The 17,349-nt window shown below is 72.1% G+C and carries 15 protein-coding genes; 5 read left to right on the forward strand and 10 right to left on the reverse strand.

Annotated features, from left to right (window positions below; genetic code table 11):
* Window positions 1–6: 6 nt before the first annotated feature.
* The 3 genes from ACIQGV_RS18050 to ilvA form a co-directional block, all read right to left on the reverse strand.
* Window positions 7–861, reverse strand: a complete 855-nt coding sequence (locus ACIQGV_RS18050) for an ABC transporter permease (protein WP_402495802.1) — start codon at window positions 859–861, stop codon at window positions 7–9.
* Window positions 858–1,886 (reverse strand): ATP-binding cassette domain-containing protein, encoded by a 1,029-nt coding sequence (locus ACIQGV_RS18055; RefSeq protein ID WP_402495804.1) that lies wholly within the window; start codon window positions 1,884–1,886, stop codon window positions 858–860. Before ACIQGV_RS18055 ends, ACIQGV_RS18050 begins: the two co-directional genes overlap by 4 nt.
* Before the next feature lie 212 nt (window positions 1,887–2,098).
* The gene (gene ilvA / locus ACIQGV_RS18060; protein WP_402495806.1) at window positions 2,099–3,328 is read right to left on the reverse strand and encodes a threonine ammonia-lyase; all 1,230 of its coding nucleotides are present in this window, start codon (window positions 3,326–3,328) and stop codon (window positions 2,099–2,101) included.
* Window positions 3,329–3,491: 163 nt separating this feature from the next.
* On the opposite strand from ilvA, the gene ACIQGV_RS18065 reads away from it, so the two are divergent.
* The 3 genes from ACIQGV_RS18065 to ACIQGV_RS18075 all read left to right on the forward strand — a co-directional run bounded on the left by ACIQGV_RS18065 (window position 3,492) and on the right by ACIQGV_RS18075 (window position 5,239).
* Window positions 3,492–3,998, forward strand: coding sequence for a MarR family winged helix-turn-helix transcriptional regulator (locus tag ACIQGV_RS18065; protein ID WP_402495872.1), 507 nt, complete (start codon window positions 3,492–3,494; stop codon window positions 3,996–3,998).
* A gap of 391 nt (window positions 3,999–4,389) precedes the next feature.
* A complete protein-coding gene (locus ACIQGV_RS18070) occupies window positions 4,390–4,896 on the forward strand; it encodes a sigma factor-like helix-turn-helix DNA-binding protein (RefSeq protein ID WP_402495808.1) in 507 nt (168 codons plus the stop codon).
* Window positions 4,897–4,990: 94 nt separating this feature from the next.
* Entirely contained in the window at window positions 4,991–5,239 is a 249-nt protein-coding gene (locus ACIQGV_RS18075; protein WP_402495811.1) for a hypothetical protein, read from the forward strand.
* Between the two features lie 3 nt (window positions 5,240–5,242).
* On the opposite strand, the gene ACIQGV_RS18080 is transcribed toward ACIQGV_RS18075, so the two are convergent.
* On the reverse strand, window positions 5,243–6,400 hold the full coding sequence (locus ACIQGV_RS18080) for a cystathionine gamma-synthase (protein ID WP_402495812.1): 1,158 nt from the start codon (window positions 6,398–6,400) through the stop codon (window positions 5,243–5,245).
* Between the two features lie 175 nt (window positions 6,401–6,575).
* On the opposite strand from ACIQGV_RS18080, the gene ACIQGV_RS18085 reads away from it, so the two are divergent.
* Window positions 6,576–7,694, forward strand: a complete 1,119-nt coding sequence (locus ACIQGV_RS18085; protein WP_402495814.1) for a hypothetical protein — start codon at window positions 6,576–6,578, stop codon at window positions 7,692–7,694.
* A 397-nt stretch (window positions 7,695–8,091) separates the two neighbouring features.
* Here ACIQGV_RS18085 and ACIQGV_RS18090 read toward each other — a convergent pair whose 3' ends face one another.
* Together ACIQGV_RS18090 and ACIQGV_RS18095 are read right to left on the reverse strand one after the other, a co-directional pair.
* Entirely contained in the window at window positions 8,092–8,475 is a 384-nt protein-coding gene (locus tag ACIQGV_RS18090; protein WP_402495816.1) for a VOC family protein, read from the reverse strand.
* Window positions 8,476–8,794: 319 nt separating this feature from the next.
* Window positions 8,795–9,838 (reverse strand): NAD(P)-dependent alcohol dehydrogenase, encoded by a 1,044-nt coding sequence (locus tag ACIQGV_RS18095; protein ID WP_402495818.1) that lies wholly within the window; start codon window positions 9,836–9,838, stop codon window positions 8,795–8,797.
* 171 nt (window positions 9,839–10,009) lie between these two features.
* Here ACIQGV_RS18095 and ACIQGV_RS18100 point away from each other — a divergent pair, with 171 nt between their 5' ends.
* Entirely contained in the window at window positions 10,010–10,912 is a 903-nt protein-coding gene (locus ACIQGV_RS18100) for a helix-turn-helix domain-containing protein (RefSeq protein ID WP_402495820.1), read from the forward strand.
* A gap of 1 nt (window position 10,913) precedes the next feature.
* On the opposite strand, the gene ACIQGV_RS18105 is transcribed toward ACIQGV_RS18100, so the two are convergent.
* The 4 genes from ACIQGV_RS18105 to ACIQGV_RS18120 all read right to left on the reverse strand — a co-directional run bounded on the left by ACIQGV_RS18105 (window position 10,914) and on the right by ACIQGV_RS18120 (window position 17,237).
* Entirely contained in the window at window positions 10,914–11,426 is a 513-nt protein-coding gene (locus ACIQGV_RS18105) for a hypothetical protein (protein WP_402495823.1), read from the reverse strand.
* Window positions 11,427–11,529: 103 nt separating this feature from the next.
* Complete coding sequence (locus tag ACIQGV_RS18110) at window positions 11,530–14,826, reverse strand: S8 family peptidase (RefSeq protein ID WP_402495873.1); 3,297 nt, start codon at window positions 14,824–14,826, stop codon at window positions 11,530–11,532.
* 186 nt (window positions 14,827–15,012) lie between these two features.
* Complete coding sequence (locus tag ACIQGV_RS18115) at window positions 15,013–15,696, reverse strand: ABC transporter ATP-binding protein (RefSeq protein WP_402495824.1); 684 nt, start codon at window positions 15,694–15,696, stop codon at window positions 15,013–15,015.
* An 80-nt stretch (window positions 15,697–15,776) separates the two neighbouring features.
* Window positions 15,777–17,237, reverse strand: a complete 1,461-nt coding sequence (locus tag ACIQGV_RS18120) for an ABC transporter permease (protein WP_402495827.1) — start codon at window positions 17,235–17,237, stop codon at window positions 15,777–15,779.
* Between the last annotated feature and the right edge of the window lie 112 nt (window positions 17,238–17,349).

A 17,349-nucleotide genomic window follows, 5' to 3' on the forward strand; every position in this document is an offset into this window, starting at 1 on the left:
GTGCGGTCAGGCCGCGGCCGAGCGGTACTTGCGGACCGCGAGGGTGCGGAAGACCGCGACGATCAGGACCGAGTAGATGAGCGAGGCCCAGACGGGGTGGGCCATCGGCCACGCGTCGGACGGTGAGACGCCCGGGTCCCCGAAGAGCGTGCGGCACGCCTGGACGGTGGCGCTGAAGGGGTTCCACTCGGCGATCGGCTGCAGCCAGGACGCCATCTGCGAGGAGTCCACGAACGCGTTGGAGATGAAGGTGACCGGGAACAGCCAGATCAGTCCGCCGGAGGTGGCCGCCTCGGGGGTGCGGACACTCAGGCCGATCAGGGCGCCGATCCAGGTGAAGGCGTAGCCGAGGAGCAGCAGCAGCCCGAAGGCGCCCATGATCCTGCCGAAGTCGGTGGGCTCCGCATAGCCGGGGCGCCATCCCACCAAGAGGGCGACGCCGGCCAGGACGACCAGGGTCAGCGACGTCTGCACCAGATCGGCGAGGGTCCGGCCGGTCAGGACCGCGCCGCGGGCCATGGGCAGCGAGCGGAAGCGGTCGATCAGGCCCTTGTGCATGTCGTCGGCGATGCCCGCGCCGGCTCCGGCGGTGGCGAAGGTGACGGTCTGCGCGAAGATGCCGGCCATCAGGAAGTTCTTGTAGACGTCCGGGTCGGTGGAGCCGCCGATGCTCATCGAGCCGCCGAAGACGTACGTGAACAGGACGACGAACATCACCGGCTGGATCAGCCCGAAAATGATCATCTCGGGGATCCGGCTCATGCGGATCAGATTGCGCCTGGCGATGACGAGCGAGTCCCGGACCGACTGGACGACCGGGTTCTGGTCCGTGACGGGGGCGGCGTCGGCGGCGGCGCTCATCGGCCGTCCTCCTTTCCGTGGACGCGGCTGCGGGTCCGTGCGTCGGCGGGGGCGGATCCGGCGTCCTCCTCGTCCTGCGGCTTGCTCTCGGCCGCGTGGCCGGTCAGGGAGAGGAAGACGTCGTCGAGGGTCGGGCGGCGCAGGCCGATGTCGTCGATCTCGATGCCGCGGACGTCGAGCTCGCGGATGATCTCGGCGAGCAGCTTGGCCCCGCCGGTGACGGGCACGGTGAGCCTGCGGGTGTGCTCCTCGCGGTCGGTGTCTCCCTTGCCGAGGGCGGTGAGCACCTCGGAGGCCGCCGGCATGTCCTCGCGGTCGTGGACGACGACCTCCACGCGCTCGCCGCCGGTGCGGGCCTTGAGCTGGTCGGAGGTGCCGCGGGCGATGACCCGGCCCTGGTCGACCACCGCGATGTCATGGGCGAGGTGGTCGGCCTCCTCCAGGTACTGCGTGGTCAGCAGCAGGGTGGTGCCGCCGGAGACGAGCTGCTTGATGACCTCCCACAGCTGCTGGCGGTTGCGCGGGTCGAGTCCGGTCGTCGGCTCGTCCATGAACATCACGGGCGGGGAGACGACGAGGGCCGCGGCGAGGTCGAGCCGGCGGCGCATACCGCCGGAGTAGGTCTTGGCGGTGCGGTCGGCGGCCTCGGTGAGGTGGAACTGGTCGAGCAGCTCCTCCGCGCGCGTCTTCGCGGCCCTGGCCCTCATCTGGTAGAGCCGGCCGACCATCTGGAGGTTCTCGCGGCCGGTGAGGAGTTCGTCGACCGCCGCGAACTGGCCGGACAGGCCGATCGACCGGCGGACTTCGTCGGGATGCTCCAGCACGTCGAGGCCGGCGACGACCGCGCGGCCGCTGTCGGGGCGGAGCAGTGTCGTCAGACAGCGGACCGTCGTGGTCTTGCCCGCGCCGTTGGGCCCGAGCAGGCCGAGGACAGTGCCCTCGGGGACATCGAGGTCGACGCCGTCCAGTGCCCTTACCTGGCCGAAGGTCTTCACCAGACCTTCGGCGTGAATGGCGCCTGGCATATGAGTCTCCACGTCATCGGGGATTCTTCGGAAGCCTGGGACCGTGCTTCTCCCGGCACCCGGCGATGCGCCGGGCCCGGCGGAGTGCGGCCGCGACCCCACCGTATCGCGATGTATCGCGTCTCTCAATGGACATGCCCCGAACGGGTGACGACCGGATTGCCGGCCTCGGCCGACGCCTGTGAACGCCTCGGCCGACGCCCGTGGACGCCTCAGTCGATGACCGTGTACCCGGCCTCGCGCAGGATGCGGTCGACCTCCGCGCAGTGGGCGGGGCCCTTCGTCTCCAGGTGCAGGTCCACCTCCGCCTCCGTGAGCCCGAGCCGCGGATCGGTCCGTACGTGGCCCACGTCGAGGACGTTGACGTCGGCCACCGACAGCACCCCGAGCAGCGTCGCCAGCGCCCCCGGCCGGTCCGTCAGCCGCAGCCGGACGGCCAGGTAGCGGCCCTGTGCGGCCATGCCGTGCCGCAGCACCCGCTGGAGCAGCACCGGATCGACGTTCCCGCCGGACAGCACCGCCACCACCGGGCCCTCGAAGGCGCCGGGGTCACCCAGCAGCGCCGCCACCGGGCTGGCCCCGGCCGGCTCCACCACCAGCTTGGCCCGCTCCAGGCACAGCAGCAGCGCCGTGGCGAGCTCGTCCTCGCTGACCGTGCGCACCTCGTCCACATACTCGCTGACCAGCGAGAACGGCACGTCGCCCGGTCTCCCGACCCGGATCCCGTCGGCCATCGTCGCCGGGCTCGCGACCGCCACGGGACGCCCCGCCGCCAGCGAGGGCGGATAGGCGGCGGCGCCCTCGGCCTGCACACCGACGATCCGCACGTCCGGCCGCAGCGCCTTCACCGCGACACCGATGCCCGCCGCGAGACCACCGCCGCCGATCCCGACGACGATCGTGCGCACCTCGGGGCACTGTTCCAGGATCTCCAGACCCACGGTTCCCTGACCCGCGATGACGTCGGGGTGGTCGAAGGGGTGGATGAAGACCGCGCCCGTCCCGCGGGCGTACTCCTCGGCCGCCGCGAGCGTCTCGTCGACCACCTGGCCGTGCAGCCGCACCTCGGCGCCGTAGTCCCGGGTGGCGCTGATCTTGGGCAGCGGGGCGCCGTTGGGCATGAACACCGTCGACCGCACCCCCAGCAGCGAGGAGGCCAGGGCGACGCCCTGCGCGTGGTTGCCGGCGCTCGCCGCGACCACCCCCGCGGCCCGTTCCTCCGGCAGCAGACCGGCGATGCGGACGTAGGCGCCGCGCAGCTTGAAGGAGCCGGTCCGCTGGAGGTTCTCGCATTTGAGGTGGACGGGCGCGCCCACCAGCTGTGTGAGATGCCGGCTGCCCTCCATCGCGGTCACCCGCGCCACCCCGGCGAGCATCTTCCGGGCGCCGCGCACGTCGTCGAGGGTGACCGGCGGCAGGAGAGCGGCCTTGAGGTGGTTCATCCCTCAAGTCTCGCAGTTCACACTGCGCGGAAGCGGGTGTGACCAACCATCGAGACCGGTTTGGACAGCGCCGGTACGGCCCGTCCGCCATCCGCGTACTCTGTCCCCCAACTCAGCCGCCCCTTCATGAAGTGAGCCTCCGGCCATGCCCACAACACCTGGAATGTCGATGGACATGACGACCGTCGGTGACACCGGTCTTCTCGATGCTCTGCAGCACGAGGTGGCGGTGTTCGCCCGCCGTGCCGAACAGACCCGGCTCGGCGGGGTCGGGCAGGTGCGCAACACCATGGACCGCGCCGCGTACCTGCTGCTCAACCGGCTCGACAAGGAGGGGCCGATGGGCGTCAAGGCGCTCGCCGCGAGCATGGGGATCGACTCGTCGACGGTCACCCGGCAGGTGGCTCCGCTCGTCGACAGCGGACTCGTCAAGCGCACCTCGCATCCCGAGGACGGGCGGGCCGTGGTGCTCCAGCTGTCCCCGCGCGGGCTGTCACGGCTGGAGGAAGTGCGCTCCTCACGGCGTCAGTTGATGGACGAGTTGACGCACGACTGGGCCCCGCAGGAGCGCGAGGCGTTCTGCACGCTCCTCACACGCTTCAACGACGCCCTGTCCGCGCGCATGTCCGCCCACGGGGTGACAGGCGCCGAGGCCGCCCCGGCGTCCTGAGCGCGTCCCGGGCCCGCCGGGCGTCCGCGGCGCGTCCCGGAACCGCCCGACGTCCTCGGCGCTCCCGGGGTCTCCCCGGGGTCTCACGGGGTCTCCCGGCCGGACGCCGCGCCCGATCCGCCGGGCGTCCTCCCGCCGTCCTCCCCTGCTCCGGGCACCTGGCCGGTTCCCACCGGCCGTGCCGCGTCGCGCGGGCCGGTCCGGCCCCGGTCGCGGGGTACCGGGGCGCTCTCCCCCCACGGCCGTCCCACACGGCTGCTGCGCGGCTCTTGACCGAAAGGGCACCCCTGGCCTCATATGAGACCGGGCCTCGTCGTACGCGGGTTCGCCTCGCGGCGGCCGCGCACCGCCGGGGCCCTCATACTCATGATCGCCCTCAGGGGGAGGCGCGGTGCGAGAACGGCAAGCGGACCAGGGCGCCCGCCGGGACAGGGAGTTCGCGGCGTTCGTCGCGGGTGCCTCGGGGCGGCTGCTGCACACCGCCACCCTGCTGACGGCGGAGACCCCGGACGACAACCCGCGCGCGCGGCGGCTGCTCACCCACGCCCTGGCGCACACGTACGCGGACTGGGACCGGCTGCGCGGAGAGGACCCCTACGCCCGCACCCGCCAGTACCTCGCCACCCGCTTCGCCCATGCGGCCTGGCACCGGTACGGCGGCCTCGGCCGGGCCCGCCCGCACCCCGGCAGCGTGCTGGCCGTGCTCACCGCGCAGGAGCGCCTGGTCCTCGTCCTGCGGCTGTACGAGGGGGTGGCGGAGGAACAGGCCGCCGCCCTGCTGGGCCTGCCGACGGAACGCGTCCGCGCCCTCTGCGACCGGGCCACGGCGACCCTCCTGCATCCGCCGCGCGGTCCCGCGCCGGCGGCCACCGCCACCACGAAGGCGGTGACGTCATGACGGCCACGGGCCGGCGGCACGACAGCGGCGCTCGGGAGAGGAGCGGTCCGATGAAGGGACCGGACGGGGGAGGACCGGACGAGGGGGGACCGGGATGAGCCGCGCCGACCGGGAGGCCGCGGCCCGGCGGATCATGGAGCGGACACCGCCCCCGGTGCCGCCCGAGCTGTACGTGGACGCCGTGCGCCACGGCGGCCGTCTGCTGCGCAGGCAGATGCTCGCCCGGCGCCTGATGTGGCTGCTGATGTGCGCGGCGGCCGTCGTGTTCGTCGTCTGGGCCCTGGTGGCCCGGCCGTGGGTGGAGCCGCCGTCGGACACGACCCCACCCCTGACAGGCTGGTAGCCGTCAGCCGCCGAGCGCCTGCTGGAGGTCCTCCAGGAGGTCCTCCACGTTCTCGATGCCGACGGACAGGCGCACGAGGTCGCCGGGGACCTCGAGAGCCGAGCCGACCACGGAGGCGTGCGTCATGCGGCCCGGGTGCTCGATCAGCGACTCCACGCCGCCCAGCGACTCGCCCAGGGTGAAGATCCTGGCGCGGTTGCAGACCTCGACGGCCGCCTCCTCGCCGCCCTCCACCTGGAAGGAGACCATGCCGCCGAACGCCCGCATCTGCTTGGCCGCGACCTCGTGCCCGGGGTGCTCGGGCAGACCCGGGTAGAGCACCTTCGTCACGCGCGCGTGCCGGGTGAGCATGTCGGCGATCCTGGTGGCGTTCTCGCTGTGCCGGTCCATGCGCACCGACAGCGTCTTGGCGCCGCGCAGCACCAGCCAGGAGTCGAAGGGACCGGCGACCGCGCCCATCGCGTTCTGGTGGTACGCCAGCTCCTCGCCGAGCGCCTCGTCGGCCGCGACCAGGGCGCCGCCGACCACGTCGGAGTGGCCGCCCATGTACTTGGTCAGGGAGTGCACCACCACGTCGGCACCGAGCGACAGCGGCTGCTGGAGGTACGGCGTGGCGAAGGTGTTGTCGACGACGAGCTTCGCCCCGGCCTCCCGGGCGACCTGCGCCACGGCGGCGATGTCGGTGATGCCGAGCAGCGGGTTGGACGGCGTCTCCACCCAGACGACCTTGGTCTTCGGGGTGATCGCGGCGCGCACGGCGGCCGGGTTCCCGGTGTCGGCGACCGACCACTCCACGCCCCAGCGGGCGACGACCTTGGCGAAGAGCCGGAACGTGCCGCCGTAGGCGTCGTTCGGGATCACCACGTGGTCGCCGGGGCTGAGCAGCGTACGCAACAGGCAGTCCTCGGCCGCCAGTCCGGACGCGAACGCGAGGCCGCGGCGGCCGCCCTCCAGGGCCGCGAGGTTCTCCTCCAGGGCGGTCCTGGTGGGGTTGGCGCTGCGGCTGTACTCGTAGCCGCCGCGCAGACCGCCGACGCCGTCCTGCTTGTAGGTGGACACCTGGTAGATCGGCGGGACGACCGCGCCGGTCAGGGGGTCGGCCGTGTTGCCCGCGTGGATCGCGAGCGTCTCGAAGTGCTGACTGATGTGCCTGTCGCTCATGTGCACCGAGCGTAGTGCGCCCGGCGGGCAGGTGCCGGACGAGAGGGAAGCAGTCAGGGGTCGTCGCCGGTGACGAAGGGGAAACCCCCGGTTCTCCACAGGCGGGCGGGGCGGGTTTTCCACAGGCCGGGGTCCAGGTTGGCCAATTGTCGGCGCGGTCTGGTTCGCTTGTGGCATGGAGATTCTCTGGGTCCTGATGGCGCTGCTCATGCTGGGCTTCGTGCTCGGCCCGTTCGTCATGCGCAGGCGGCGCGGCATCGAGCTGGTGTCCCCCCAGCACCCGGACGCCGCCGATCCCGCGAACTACGGCTTCGTCCGGCAGGAGGACCTGGACGTCCGCATGCCCGGCCCGGACCAGGACCTGCTGGACGTGCTGGACCTGGTGCAGCGCACCCAGGACCACCGGGCGGCGGCCCAGCTGCTCGCGGGGACCGAGACGGAGGGCGAGCGGCGCTGGCAGCGGGTGCAGGCGTTCGCCGGAGCGGCGGCCCTGGAGCTCCAGCAGCGGCCGGGCGGGGTCAGTGAGAACCCCGGCGGTCAGTGGCTGCGGGTGTGGCGCGCGGAGGCCCCCAAGGACGCGGGCGGCGCCGCGGTGCACGCCGAGTTCCTGGTGCAGCAGGCGTGGCGTACGTCGACGCCGGGCACGGACGACTTCCGGATCGTCATGGAGGAGGCGAAGGCGGCCTGCGGCGATGCCGCGCTGCTCTCCCCCGGTGACCCGGTCCCGTACATCATCGAGCTGTCCGTGGCCCGCGGGCTCGGCTACTCGCAGCAGGAGTTCGAGCAGCTCTGGCTGAAGATCCTGGACCGCGCGCCCGCGCACATGGGCGCACACCTGGCGGCCCTGCACTACTGGTGCGAGAAGTGGCACGGTTCGCGCGAGCAGGCGTACTCCTTCGCCGAGGCGGCGGCCGCGCGGGCCCCGCAGGGGTCGCTGCTGGCCGCGATGCCGCTGTTCGCGGTGTTCGAGCACCTGCCCGAGGTCAACCTGGTCGCCGGTTTCTACCAGAGCGAGGTCGTCACCAGGGCGATGCACGGCGCCCTGCACGCGGTGCACTCCGCGCGGGCCGACGACCCCATGCTGGCGCACGTCCGCCACCTGCTCGTCCTCTTCCTCGTGCGCGCCGAGCGCTGGTCCGAGGCGATGAGCCAGCTCGTCCATGTCGACGGCCATGTCGGCGCCCTGCCCTGGACGCTGTCCGCCGACCCGGCCGCGGAGTTCGCGGTGTACCGCGCGCTCGCCGTCGCGGGCTACGAGGCGAACGGCGGGACGCCGGCGACGCTGATGAACTGAGCGGCCGCGGGGCGCGCGGGAGCGTGGTGCTCCGGCCCGGTCGCGGTGGAGAAGGCCACGGGCAGGCTGCGGCTCCACCCGGGGCCGCGCCTCTGCCCTCGGCGCGCGCGTCCTGGCCGGTTCCGGCGGCCGGAACGCCCTGGCGGACCCGATCGGGCGGACCCGATCGCCGTCGGGCGGCCTCACCGGCGGCGGCCGTCCCGGCCTCACGGCTGTCACCGACGCCACGTACGTGATCGACGGCTCCCCGGGCGGTCCGGGCCGGGCGGTCCGGGCCGGCCGGTCACCTGCCGGGGCCGGGCCGACGGCCGCCCGGCCTCCGGCGGACGCGCGGACGCGCCGACGGCGCGTGGTGGGCCCCGGCGGCTTCAGCCGGACCCGCACCGGCCGCGTCGGGTCAGGCGCCGCTGCCGTACGGGCGGGTGAGGATCTCCAGGTTGTGGCCGTCGGGGTCCTCGAAGTACGTGCCGCGACCGCCGTCGTTGGTGTTGATCTCGCCGGGGCGGGTGTGGAACGGGTCGGCCCAGTAGGTCAGACCGGCCTTGCGGATGCGGGCGAAGATGGCGTCGAACTCGGTCTCGGACACCAGGAACGCGTAGTGCTGCGGGTGGACGTCGCCGGGGACGTCCATGTAGTCGAGGGTCACGCCGTTGGGTATCTCGACCGGTACGAACGGGCCGTACCGGGGGCTCACCTCCAGGCCGAGAAGGTCGGCCAGGAAGCGGGCCGACGCCTGCTTGTCACGGGCGCTGACGATGGTGTGGTTCAGCTGGACGGTCATCTCCTGCGAGCCTTCCTCGGTGGTCGTGCCACCGGTCCCCCGGGCGTGCTCCTTCGTGAGCCGCGCCGTCCGGACCTCTCCCGGACACCTCCCACGCTAGGCAGCGGCCTCTCCCCGTACCAGGGACCCCGGGAGGATCCGCCTGCGACTCGGGACCTACCCCGCGCGCAGGACCGCCGCCTCCCCGCGGCGTACGACGAGGGGGGTACGACGAGGCCCCCGGCACGCGTACCCGCGCGCCCGGGGGCCCTCGTCACGTCGTACGCGCCGGATCACGTCCCGTGCGCCGCGGATCACGCCGTCCGGCCGGGCCGTCCGGTCAGATCGTCGACGTGTCGATCACGAACCGGTAGCGGACGTCGCTGTCCAGCACCCGCTCGTACGCCTCGTTGATCTCCTCCGCACGGATCAGCTCGATCTCGGCGCCGAAGCCGTGCTCCGCGCAGAAGTCGAGCATCTCCTGGGTCTCGGCGATGCCGCCGATCATGGAGCCGGCGAGGGTCTTGCGGTTGCCGATGACCGAGAACAGGTTGAGGGAGATCGGCTCCTCGGGGGCGCCGACGTTCACCAGGGCGCCGTCGGTCTTCAGCAGCGCCAGGTAGGCACCGAGGTCCAGCGGCGCCGACACCGTCGAGACGATCAGGTCGAAGGTGCCCGCCAGCTCCTCGAAGGTCTTCGGGTCACCGGTGGCGAAGTAGTGGTCGGCGCCCAGCTTGAGGCCGTCCTCCTTCTTGCGCAGCGACTGCGACAGCACGGTCACCTCGGCGCCGAGCGCGTGCGCGATCTTGACGCCCATGTGGCCGAGGCCGCCCATGCCGAGGATCGCGACCTTCTTGCCGGGGCCGGCGCCCCAGTGCCGCAGCGGGGAGTACAGGGTGATGCCGGCGCACAGCAGCGGCGCGGCCTCGTCGAGCTTCAGCCCGTCGGGGATGCGCACGACGTAGTTCTCGTCGACGACGATCTTCTCGGAGTAGCCGCCGAGGGTGGGCTCGCCGTTCCTGTCGAGGGCGTTGTACGTGCCGACCATGCCGCCGCCGGTGCAGTACTGCTCCAGGCCGGCCCGGCAGTTGTCGCACGTGCGGCAGGAGTCGACCATGCAGCCGACGCCCACCCGGTCGCCGACCGCGTACCTGGTCACGCCCGGGCCGACGGCGGAGACGACGCCCGCGATCTCGTGGCCGGGGACCATCGGGAAGATCGCCTCGCCCCAGCCCTCACGGGCCTGGTGGATGTCGGAGTGGCAGATGCCGGCGTACTTGATGTCGACCAGGACGTCGTGCTCGCCGACCTCGCGGCGCTCGATGACGGTGCGCTCCAGCGGAGCCTTGGCGGCGGGGGCGGCGTACGCAGCAACAGTGGTCATGCCGGGTTTCTCCTAGCCGAGTGATCCGTGTCCGGCAGCCTTCCGTCCGGGCACGGGCACCAGCCTGCCCCGGACCGGGGCCGCCGCCCAGACCACCGCTCTGCCTACGACCGCCGTGCCTACCACTGACAAGGTCAGGCTCGTGTGCGTACGCCCGGGAATACTGGAAGCATGGACGACCAGCCCGAATCCGGCACGGCCCTGGACCGCAGGGCCGAGCTGAGCGAGTTCCTCCGCACCCGGCGCGCGCGGCTGAAGCCGCAGGACGTCGGCCTGCCCGAGTACGGCAGGCACCGCAGGGTGCCCGGGCTGCGGCGGGAGGAGCTGGCGCAGCTGGCCGGGGTGTCGGTGGCGTACTACACGCGCCTGGAGCAGGGCAACGGACGCAATGTGTCCGCGGAGGTGCTGGACGCGATCGCGCGTGCGCTGCGGCTGACCGACGCCGAGCACGCGCATCTGACGCATCTCGCCAAGCCCAAGCAGCACAAGAAGAAGCCGGCGGGACGCACCCAGCAGGTGCGGGCGTCCCTGGAGCAGCTGCTGGACACCCTGGACGCGGTCCCGGCGTACGTCGTGGGGCGGCGTACGGACGTCCTGGCGTGGAACAGGATGGCGGCGGCCCTGTTCGGGGACTGGGCGGAGCTGCCGGCGGGGCAGCGCAACTGGGCGCGGCTGGTGTTCCTGCAGCCCGGGTACCACGAGCTGTTCCTCGACTGGGAGCAGAAGGCGATCGACATCGTGTGCCAGCTGCGGATGGACGCCGGCTGCCATCCGGACGATCCCCGGCTGTCTGCCCTGGTGGGCGAGCTGTCGGTGAAGAGCGAGCAGTTCCGGCGGCTGTGGGCGACGCACGACGTCAAGGAGAAGAGCCACGGGGTGAAGCTGCTGCGGCACCCGCTGGTGGGTGAGCTGTCGCTGCGGTTCGAGTCGTTCCGGCTCGCGGGCGACGCGGAGCAGGTCCTCGTCACGTATCACGCGGAGCCGGGCACGGCCTCCGCCGAGGCGCTGCGGCTGCTGGCCAGCTGGGGCACGGACGCCACCCGTGCGGGCCGGGGCTCGACCGCGCCCCGCTGAGTCAGTCGGTCACGCCCAGGTCCTCGCGCATCAGCCGCCGCATCGCCGAGAGCAGCGGTTCGGCGTCCTTCAGCGCGGCGAGGGCGCTCTCGGGGTCCTCGCCCTCCCGGGCCAGGCCCCGGTCGAGGCGTTTGACCGCGGTGTCGCTCCCGGCGAGGACCCGGTTGACGGCACGGGACGCCGCCAGGATCCGCTCGGGCACGATCATCTGCGCCTCCGCGTACCGGTCCCGGTATTCGCGGCGGACCTCCTCCAGATGATCGCGGTCCTGCTCGGTGTACACGCCGTCGCGGACGCGGTGCAGGGCGTCCTTGAGGAGGGTGTGGAACTGGCGGGCCGAGCGGTTCATCGCGATGTACGCCTCGCGCCGCTCGGTCAGCCGGCGTTCCCGCGCGTCCCGTTCGGCCTCCTCGGCCCGCCCGCGGGCGGTGAGCCGCTGGCCGAGGACGGGCGCGAAGAGCGTGCCGAGGACACCGACGACGGCGGTGATCATGGCGGTCACGGCTGCGGTCATGAGGCCACACAAACACGGACGGCCTGCCGGAAGCAGCACTTCCGGCAGGCCGTCCGCTCATGGCTCGGGGAGCCGGTGGTTCACAGAACCCGCGTGGTCCGGCTCACTTGCCGTAGTACGCGTTGTAGATCGACAGCGTGGACTTGTTGTTCTTCTTGTCCGTGATCTTGGCGTGGAACGAGATGCCCTTGTTCTTCGCCGGGTTCTTCACGGAGATCTTGCCGTTCGTCACGGTGACCTTGGTCCAGGTCTGGCCGTAGTCGTACGACACGTACACCGCGAGCGACTTGAGGTTGGCGCCGCGCGCCGCGCCCAGGACGCTGACCGGGACGGTCTGCTTCACACCGGCCGCGACACGGCCGTCCGAACCGGTCTTGGCGCCGAACACGGCGGTGGAGGCCGGCAGGGCCACCTGGTCGGCGGGCTTCTTGGAGCGGAAGGTCCAGCTGGCGTCGATCCGGGTGGAGGCGGCGGCGACCCTGGTGCTGCGCTTGACCGAGGTGGTCAGGCGGTACTCGGCGTCCGTGGACGGGACCGTGAACTCCTTCTCACCGAGCAGCGGGTCGTCGTGCGCGCCGACCTTGACTCCGTTGCGGTACAGGGTCGTGGCCGCGGAGAGGAAGTCCGAGGAACCGGGGTGACCCGCGGAGTCGGCGTACAGCGGCAGCAGTCCGCCGATCTTGTTGCCGTCGCGGTACAGGCCGTAGTCCGCCGTGATGCGCGGGCCGAAGACCGGCTTGTTGAAGGTGGTCGTGTAGGACTTGCCCGCCTGGTAGGTCTTCAGGAGGTCCGAGGTGTAGAACGCCTCGGGGATCGGGAAGCCGTCGGGGTCCTTGGCGCCGCCGTACTGCTCGAAGTCGACGCCCCACTGGATGCCGCCGGCCGTGGAGAGGTGCACGGTGCGCGTGCCGGGCAGCTTCTGCTCCACCGGCAGACCCATGACGAAGTCCCTGGGGAACAGGCCGTAGATGCCGAGCGCGCCGGTCTTGCCGGGGGTGGCCGCCGCGAGGATGTTCTTCACGGTGGCGAGTTCCGCGGCCTTGAAGTGCTTGACCTTGGCGCCGACGATCTGGGTGCCCGTCTGGGTCAGGGCCACGTTCCACTCGGTGGCCGTGCCCTTGGTGAACTGGCCGCTCCAGGTCTGGGTCAGCCCCGTGACGGCCGGGCCCACGTGGGCGAGCCGCAGGTCGGCGAAGGAGGGGGCCATGAAGCTGATGCCGAAGCGGCCGGTTTCGTAGGCGTAGTTGACCGACGCCGACAGCGGCTTGGCCGCGGTGTCGGGAACCGTGATGTCCGCCGGCTTCGCCGTGCGGGCGTCGAGCGTCACCGTGGTGTTCCTGGTGACGCTCAGCTTCGGCTGGACGAGCCAGTCGATGCCGCCCTCGAAGGTGACGAAGTCCTTGGCGATCCAGGCGTCCAGACCGTAGGTGCCCTTCGGCACGCGGACGGTGGTGACACCGGCCCCGGCCTGCGGGACGTCCACCATGCGGCCCGCGGCGAGACCGGCGTAGCCGAACAGGACGGTGCTGTACGAGCCCGTCGGCGTGCCGTCCTTGGCGATGTGCTTGACGGTCACGTCGTACGACTCGACCTCGCGGTTGACCGCGGCGGCCGTACGGACGCTCTGGCCGCCACCGGTCGCGGTCACGTACGCGGAGTACGCGCCGTCGGCGGTGCCGCCCAGCCGGGTGTCGACGGTGACGTCGACGGACGCCTCGCCGTGCGCGGGGACGGTCACCGTGGTGGCGCCCAGCTTGAAGAAGCCGGCCGGGGCCGCGGCGCCCGCCGGGTTGGTGCCGACGGCCTTCAGGGCCAGCGTCACGTCGGTGTCGCCGAGGTTGCGGTACGTCAGCGGCTTGGTGACCGGCGTGTCGTCGGTGTGCGGCCACTTCTGGGTGCCGAAGCTCACCGACACCGGGTCGGCGATCACGGTCTGCTTGAGGGCCTTGTCGATCTGGATCCGGCCCGAGCCCTGCTGGAACGCCGTGTACTTGCCGCCCTTGGTGGAGGCGGTCAGGGCGCCCTTGATCTCGGTGTACTTCCAGTCCGGGTGCTGCTGCTTCAGGATCGCGGCGGCGCCCGCGACGTGCGGGGTGGCCATCGAGGTACCGGAGATGGTCAGGTAGCCGGCCGGGTTCTCGCCGACCTCCTGCTCGATGACGCTGCCCTTGGCGGACGCGGCGGTGATGTCCACGCCGGGCGCGGTGACGTCCGGCTTGATCGCGCCGTCGCCGACGCGCGGGCCGGTCGAGGAGAACGGGGCGAGCACGTCGGTGTCGTCGACGGCGCCGACGGTGAGCGCGGCGTCCGCGGAACCGGGCGAGCCGACGGTCTCCGGGCCGGAGTTGCCGGCGGCGATCGCGAAGAGGATGCCCTTCTCCGCGGACAGCTTGTCGACGGCCGCCTCCAGCGGGTCGACACCGGGTCCGTCCGGGCCGCCGAGGCTGAGGTTGACGACGTCGGCGCCCTCGGCGGCGGCCCACTCCATGCCGGCGAGGATGCCGGAGTCGTCACCGGAGCCGGTGTCGTCCAGGACCTTGCCGTTGAGGATGGTCGCGCCCGGGGCCACGCCCTTGTACTTGCCGCCCGACTTGGCGCCGGTGCCGGCCGCGATGGAGGCCACGTGCGTGCCGTGGCCGAACCTGTCGGACGCGTCCGCGGCCGCGGTGAAGTTCTTCGACGCCTTCACCTGGGTCTTCAGGTCCGGGTGGGTGGCGTCCACGCCGGTGTCCAGGACGGCGATCTTGACGCCCTTGCCGTCGTAGCCGGCGGCCCAGGCGACGGGGGCGCCGATCTGCTTGGTGGACTTGTCGAGCGTGACACGGCGGGTGCCGTCGAGCCAGACGTGCGCGATGCCCGCGGCGGCCTTGTCGCCGTTGGTGACCGCGTCCCACAGCTGCGGGGTGTCGGCCCGGGCGGCCTGTACGGCGTCGGCGTTCAGCGTGGGCAGGGTGCGGCGCAGGGTGCCTGCGTCACGGACGTCCGCCTTGGCGGCCGTGGCGGCTCCCTTGTAGCCGACGATGACCTTCAGCCCCTTCTTCTGGGACTTGCGGGTCGCGGCCTTGTTCAGCTCGGTGACGTCGAACAGCCGCTGGTCGAGCTTGCCGGTGGCGACCAGACGGGCCGCGTCGGCCGGGATGACCAGAGTGTGGCCCTGGAACTTGCGTACGGCCACGGGTATGTTCTCGCGGCCCTCGGCGCGCTGGAGGCCGACGACACGGCCCTTGGCGTCGACGGTGACGCGGTCACCCGTGATCAGAGTGATGCGGTGACGGTCCGTCAGCTTGGCGGCGGCGGCATGCGTCTGCGACTCCGCGTCGGCCGAGGCCGGGCTGGTCAGGCCCGCGGCCAGCGCCACAGCTGCGGCGCCGGCGACAGTGGCCGCGCCGACCTTCTTCACTTGTCTGCGCAAGACTCCCCCTGGGAGATCGAATGCCGGGCGAATTCCCCGCTTCACCCGGCCGGGGGTCATCCCGCACACATGCGCGCACACCCCCCGGAGGATGAAGTATGCCGGGGGGTGATCAGCCGTCTCAACGGGGGTTCCGTCACGACTCCGTCATAAAGGCGCCGGGCGGGAACGATGTCAGGACACGGCCCGCTCGGTGACCGTGATCGCGCCCTTGCGGATGGTCGCGAGCCGTGGGGCACGCCGGGCGATCGCCGAGTCGTGGGTGACCATCACGAAGGTCAGCCCGTGCTCCTTCCACATCGTCTCCAGCACCTCCATGACCTCGTCGCGCATGGACTCGTCGAGGTTGCCCGTGGGTTCGTCGGCGAGCAGCACCTTGGGGCGCTTGACCAGCGCCCGGGCGATGGCGACCCGCTGCTGCTGTCCTCCGGACATCTCGGCCGGCAGATGCGTGAGGCGCTCGCCGAGGCCGACCGACCGCAGTGCCTCCGCGGCCCGTTCCCGGCGGTCCTTCGCCCTGACGCCGAGCGGCACGAGGGCCGTCTCGACGTTCTCCTGGGCGGTGAGGGTGGGGATGAGGTTGAAGCTCTGGAAGACGAATCCGATGCTCTCGCTGCGTACGCGGGTCAGTCGCGCCTCGGGGAGGGCGGCGAGGTCGGTGCCGTCCAGGAGCACCTGGCCGGAACTGGGGCGGTCGAGGCCGCCGAGCATCTGCAGGAGGGTGGACTTGCCGCCGCCGGTGGGGCCCTGGATGACGAGGCGGTCCCCGTCGGCGATGGTGAGGTCGATGCCGTTGAGGGCGTGGATCGTCTCCTTGCCCCGCGTGTAGTGCTTCGTCACCGCTGTGAGGTCGTACATGTCGTTTCGTTCCTTCGTCTGCGGGATCGTCGTGGCTGGTCGCGCAGTTCCCCGCGCCCCTGACTGCGTGCGGTCGGGCCCTACTCGACACGCCGGAGCGCGTCCGCCGGGCGGAGCCTCGACGCGCGCCAGCCGCCGAACGCGCCCGCGACCAGGCCGCCGGCCACGGCGAGGCCCACCGCGAGGGCGATCGTCGTGAGGCTCACCGGGGCCGTGAGGGCCACGTCGAGGGTCCTGGACGCCGCCTGGCGGCCGGGGCCGGCGAAGCCGGGGCCGCCGCCTCCGGGGCCGCTCATCGCGCCGCCGGTGCCGCCCAGTCGGGCTTCGAGGGTGGGACTCGCGGCCGTGACGGCGTACGCGCCCGCCAGGCCGAGGGCGATGCCGAGCGCGCCGCCCACGAGGCCGTTGACGACGGCCTCGCCGACGACCTGGCCGGTGACCCGGCCCGAACGCCAGCCGAGGGCCTTGAGGGTGCCGAACTCGCGGACCCGGCGGGAGACGGCGGAGGAGGTGAGCAGGCCGGCGACCAGGAAGGCGGCGACGAGGACCGCGAGGGAGAGCCACCTGCCGACCTTGGTGGCGAGGTCGGAGGCGGTGGACAGGGAGCCGGAGACGGTGTCGGCGAGGTCGGCGGAGGTGGTCACCGTCGTGCCGGGGATGTTCTTCCGGACGGCCGACTTCACGGCGTCGATCCGCTGGGAGTCGGTGGCCTTGACGTAGATCGTGGTGACCTTGTCCTTGGCGCCGGCGAGGGTCTGGGCCTGCTTCAGCGGGATGTAGAGGTTGGCGGCGGCGTCGCCGCTGTCGGCGGTCGCGATGCCGATCACCTTGTACTTGACGCCCTTGACGGTGACGGTCGAACCGACCTTGTACTTCTTCTCCTTGGCGTACGCCGAGTCGGCCACGGCCACCGCCGCGTTCGTCTCGGTGGTCCTGAAGGTGCGGCCGCTGGTGATCTCGGACGACGTCAGCGGGCCCAGGGCGGGCTCGGTGACGTCGGTGCCGTAGACGGAGAAGTTGTTGACGCCGAAGTCGGCTCCGCCGCCCTCCACCCTGCCCTGCGGGGCCTGCTGCCCGGCGCCGGGGCCGCCGCCCTGGCCGCCGCCCTCCTGCTGCTGGAACTGGCCGCGGGTGAACTCGCCGCTGATCCGGATGACCTGGAGGCTGAGTCCGCCGACCGCGTCCGCGACGCCGTCCTGGTCCGCGACCTTGCCGACGGTGGAGGAGGCGAGGGTCTGGAAGCCCTGGACCATGACACGGTCGGTGCTCTGCTCCTCGCCGGAGTCGTCGTCGCGGGCGTCGAAGCGGAAGCGGGGGCCGCCGCCCTGCTCGCCGGTCTGGGCCGCGGCGGCCTTGGTGACCGTCATGTCGGTGCCGAGCCCGTACAGCGACTGGAGGACCTTGTCCTGTGCCTTGCTCATGCCGGACGACACGGAGGTGACCACGATGACGAGGGCGATGCCCAGCGCGAGGCCGGAGGCGACGACGAGGGCCGCCTTTCTGCGGCGGCGCAACTCGCGCCTCAGGTAGGTGAAGAACATGCGCCGCAAGCTAGGCACGCACCGTGATGGACGGATAAGGCCCGGATAAGAGGATCATGAGAAGCCGCGCTCTCCCGCGGACGGGCTCCCCGGCAGCCCCGCTCCACCGCAC

It is taken from the genome of Streptomyces sp. NPDC093094, assembly GCF_044754345.1.
In the GTDB taxonomy this organism is placed as follows: Bacteria; Actinomycetota; Actinomycetes; order Streptomycetales; family Streptomycetaceae; genus Streptomyces.

Coding starts and splice junctions, on each gene's coding strand:
- ACIQGV_RS18050 (WP_402495802.1), bottom strand. CDS start 861: ATGAGCGCCGCCGCCGACGCCGCCCCCGTCACGGACCAGAACCCGGTC.
- ACIQGV_RS18055 (WP_402495804.1), bottom strand. CDS start 1,886: ATGCCAGGCGCCATTCACGCCGAAGGTCTGGTGAAGACCTTCGGCCAG.
- ilvA (WP_402495806.1), bottom strand. CDS start 3,328: ATGAACCACCTCAAGGCCGCTCTCCTGCCGCCGGTCACCCTCGACGAC.
- ACIQGV_RS18065 (WP_402495872.1), top strand. CDS start 3,492: ATGTCGATGGACATGACGACCGTCGGTGACACCGGTCTTCTCGATGCT.
- ACIQGV_RS18075 (WP_402495811.1), top strand. CDS start 4,991: ATGAGCCGCGCCGACCGGGAGGCCGCGGCCCGGCGGATCATGGAGCGG.
- ACIQGV_RS18080 (WP_402495812.1), bottom strand. CDS start 6,400: ATGAGCGACAGGCACATCAGTCAGCACTTCGAGACGCTCGCGATCCAC.
- ACIQGV_RS18085 (WP_402495814.1), top strand. CDS start 6,576: ATGGAGATTCTCTGGGTCCTGATGGCGCTGCTCATGCTGGGCTTCGTG.
- ACIQGV_RS18090 (WP_402495816.1), bottom strand. CDS start 8,475: ATGACCGTCCAGCTGAACCACACCATCGTCAGCGCCCGTGACAAGCAG.
- ACIQGV_RS18095 (WP_402495818.1), bottom strand. CDS start 9,838: ATGACCACTGTTGCTGCGTACGCCGCCCCCGCCGCCAAGGCTCCGCTG.
- ACIQGV_RS18100 (WP_402495820.1), top strand. CDS start 10,010: ATGGACGACCAGCCCGAATCCGGCACGGCCCTGGACCGCAGGGCCGAG.
- ACIQGV_RS18105 (WP_402495823.1), bottom strand. CDS start 11,426: ATGACCGCAGCCGTGACCGCCATGATCACCGCCGTCGTCGGTGTCCTC.
- ACIQGV_RS18115 (WP_402495824.1), bottom strand. CDS start 15,696: ATGTACGACCTCACAGCGGTGACGAAGCACTACACGCGGGGCAAGGAG.
- ACIQGV_RS18120 (WP_402495827.1), bottom strand. CDS start 17,237: ATGTTCTTCACCTACCTGAGGCGCGAGTTGCGCCGCCGCAGAAAGGCG.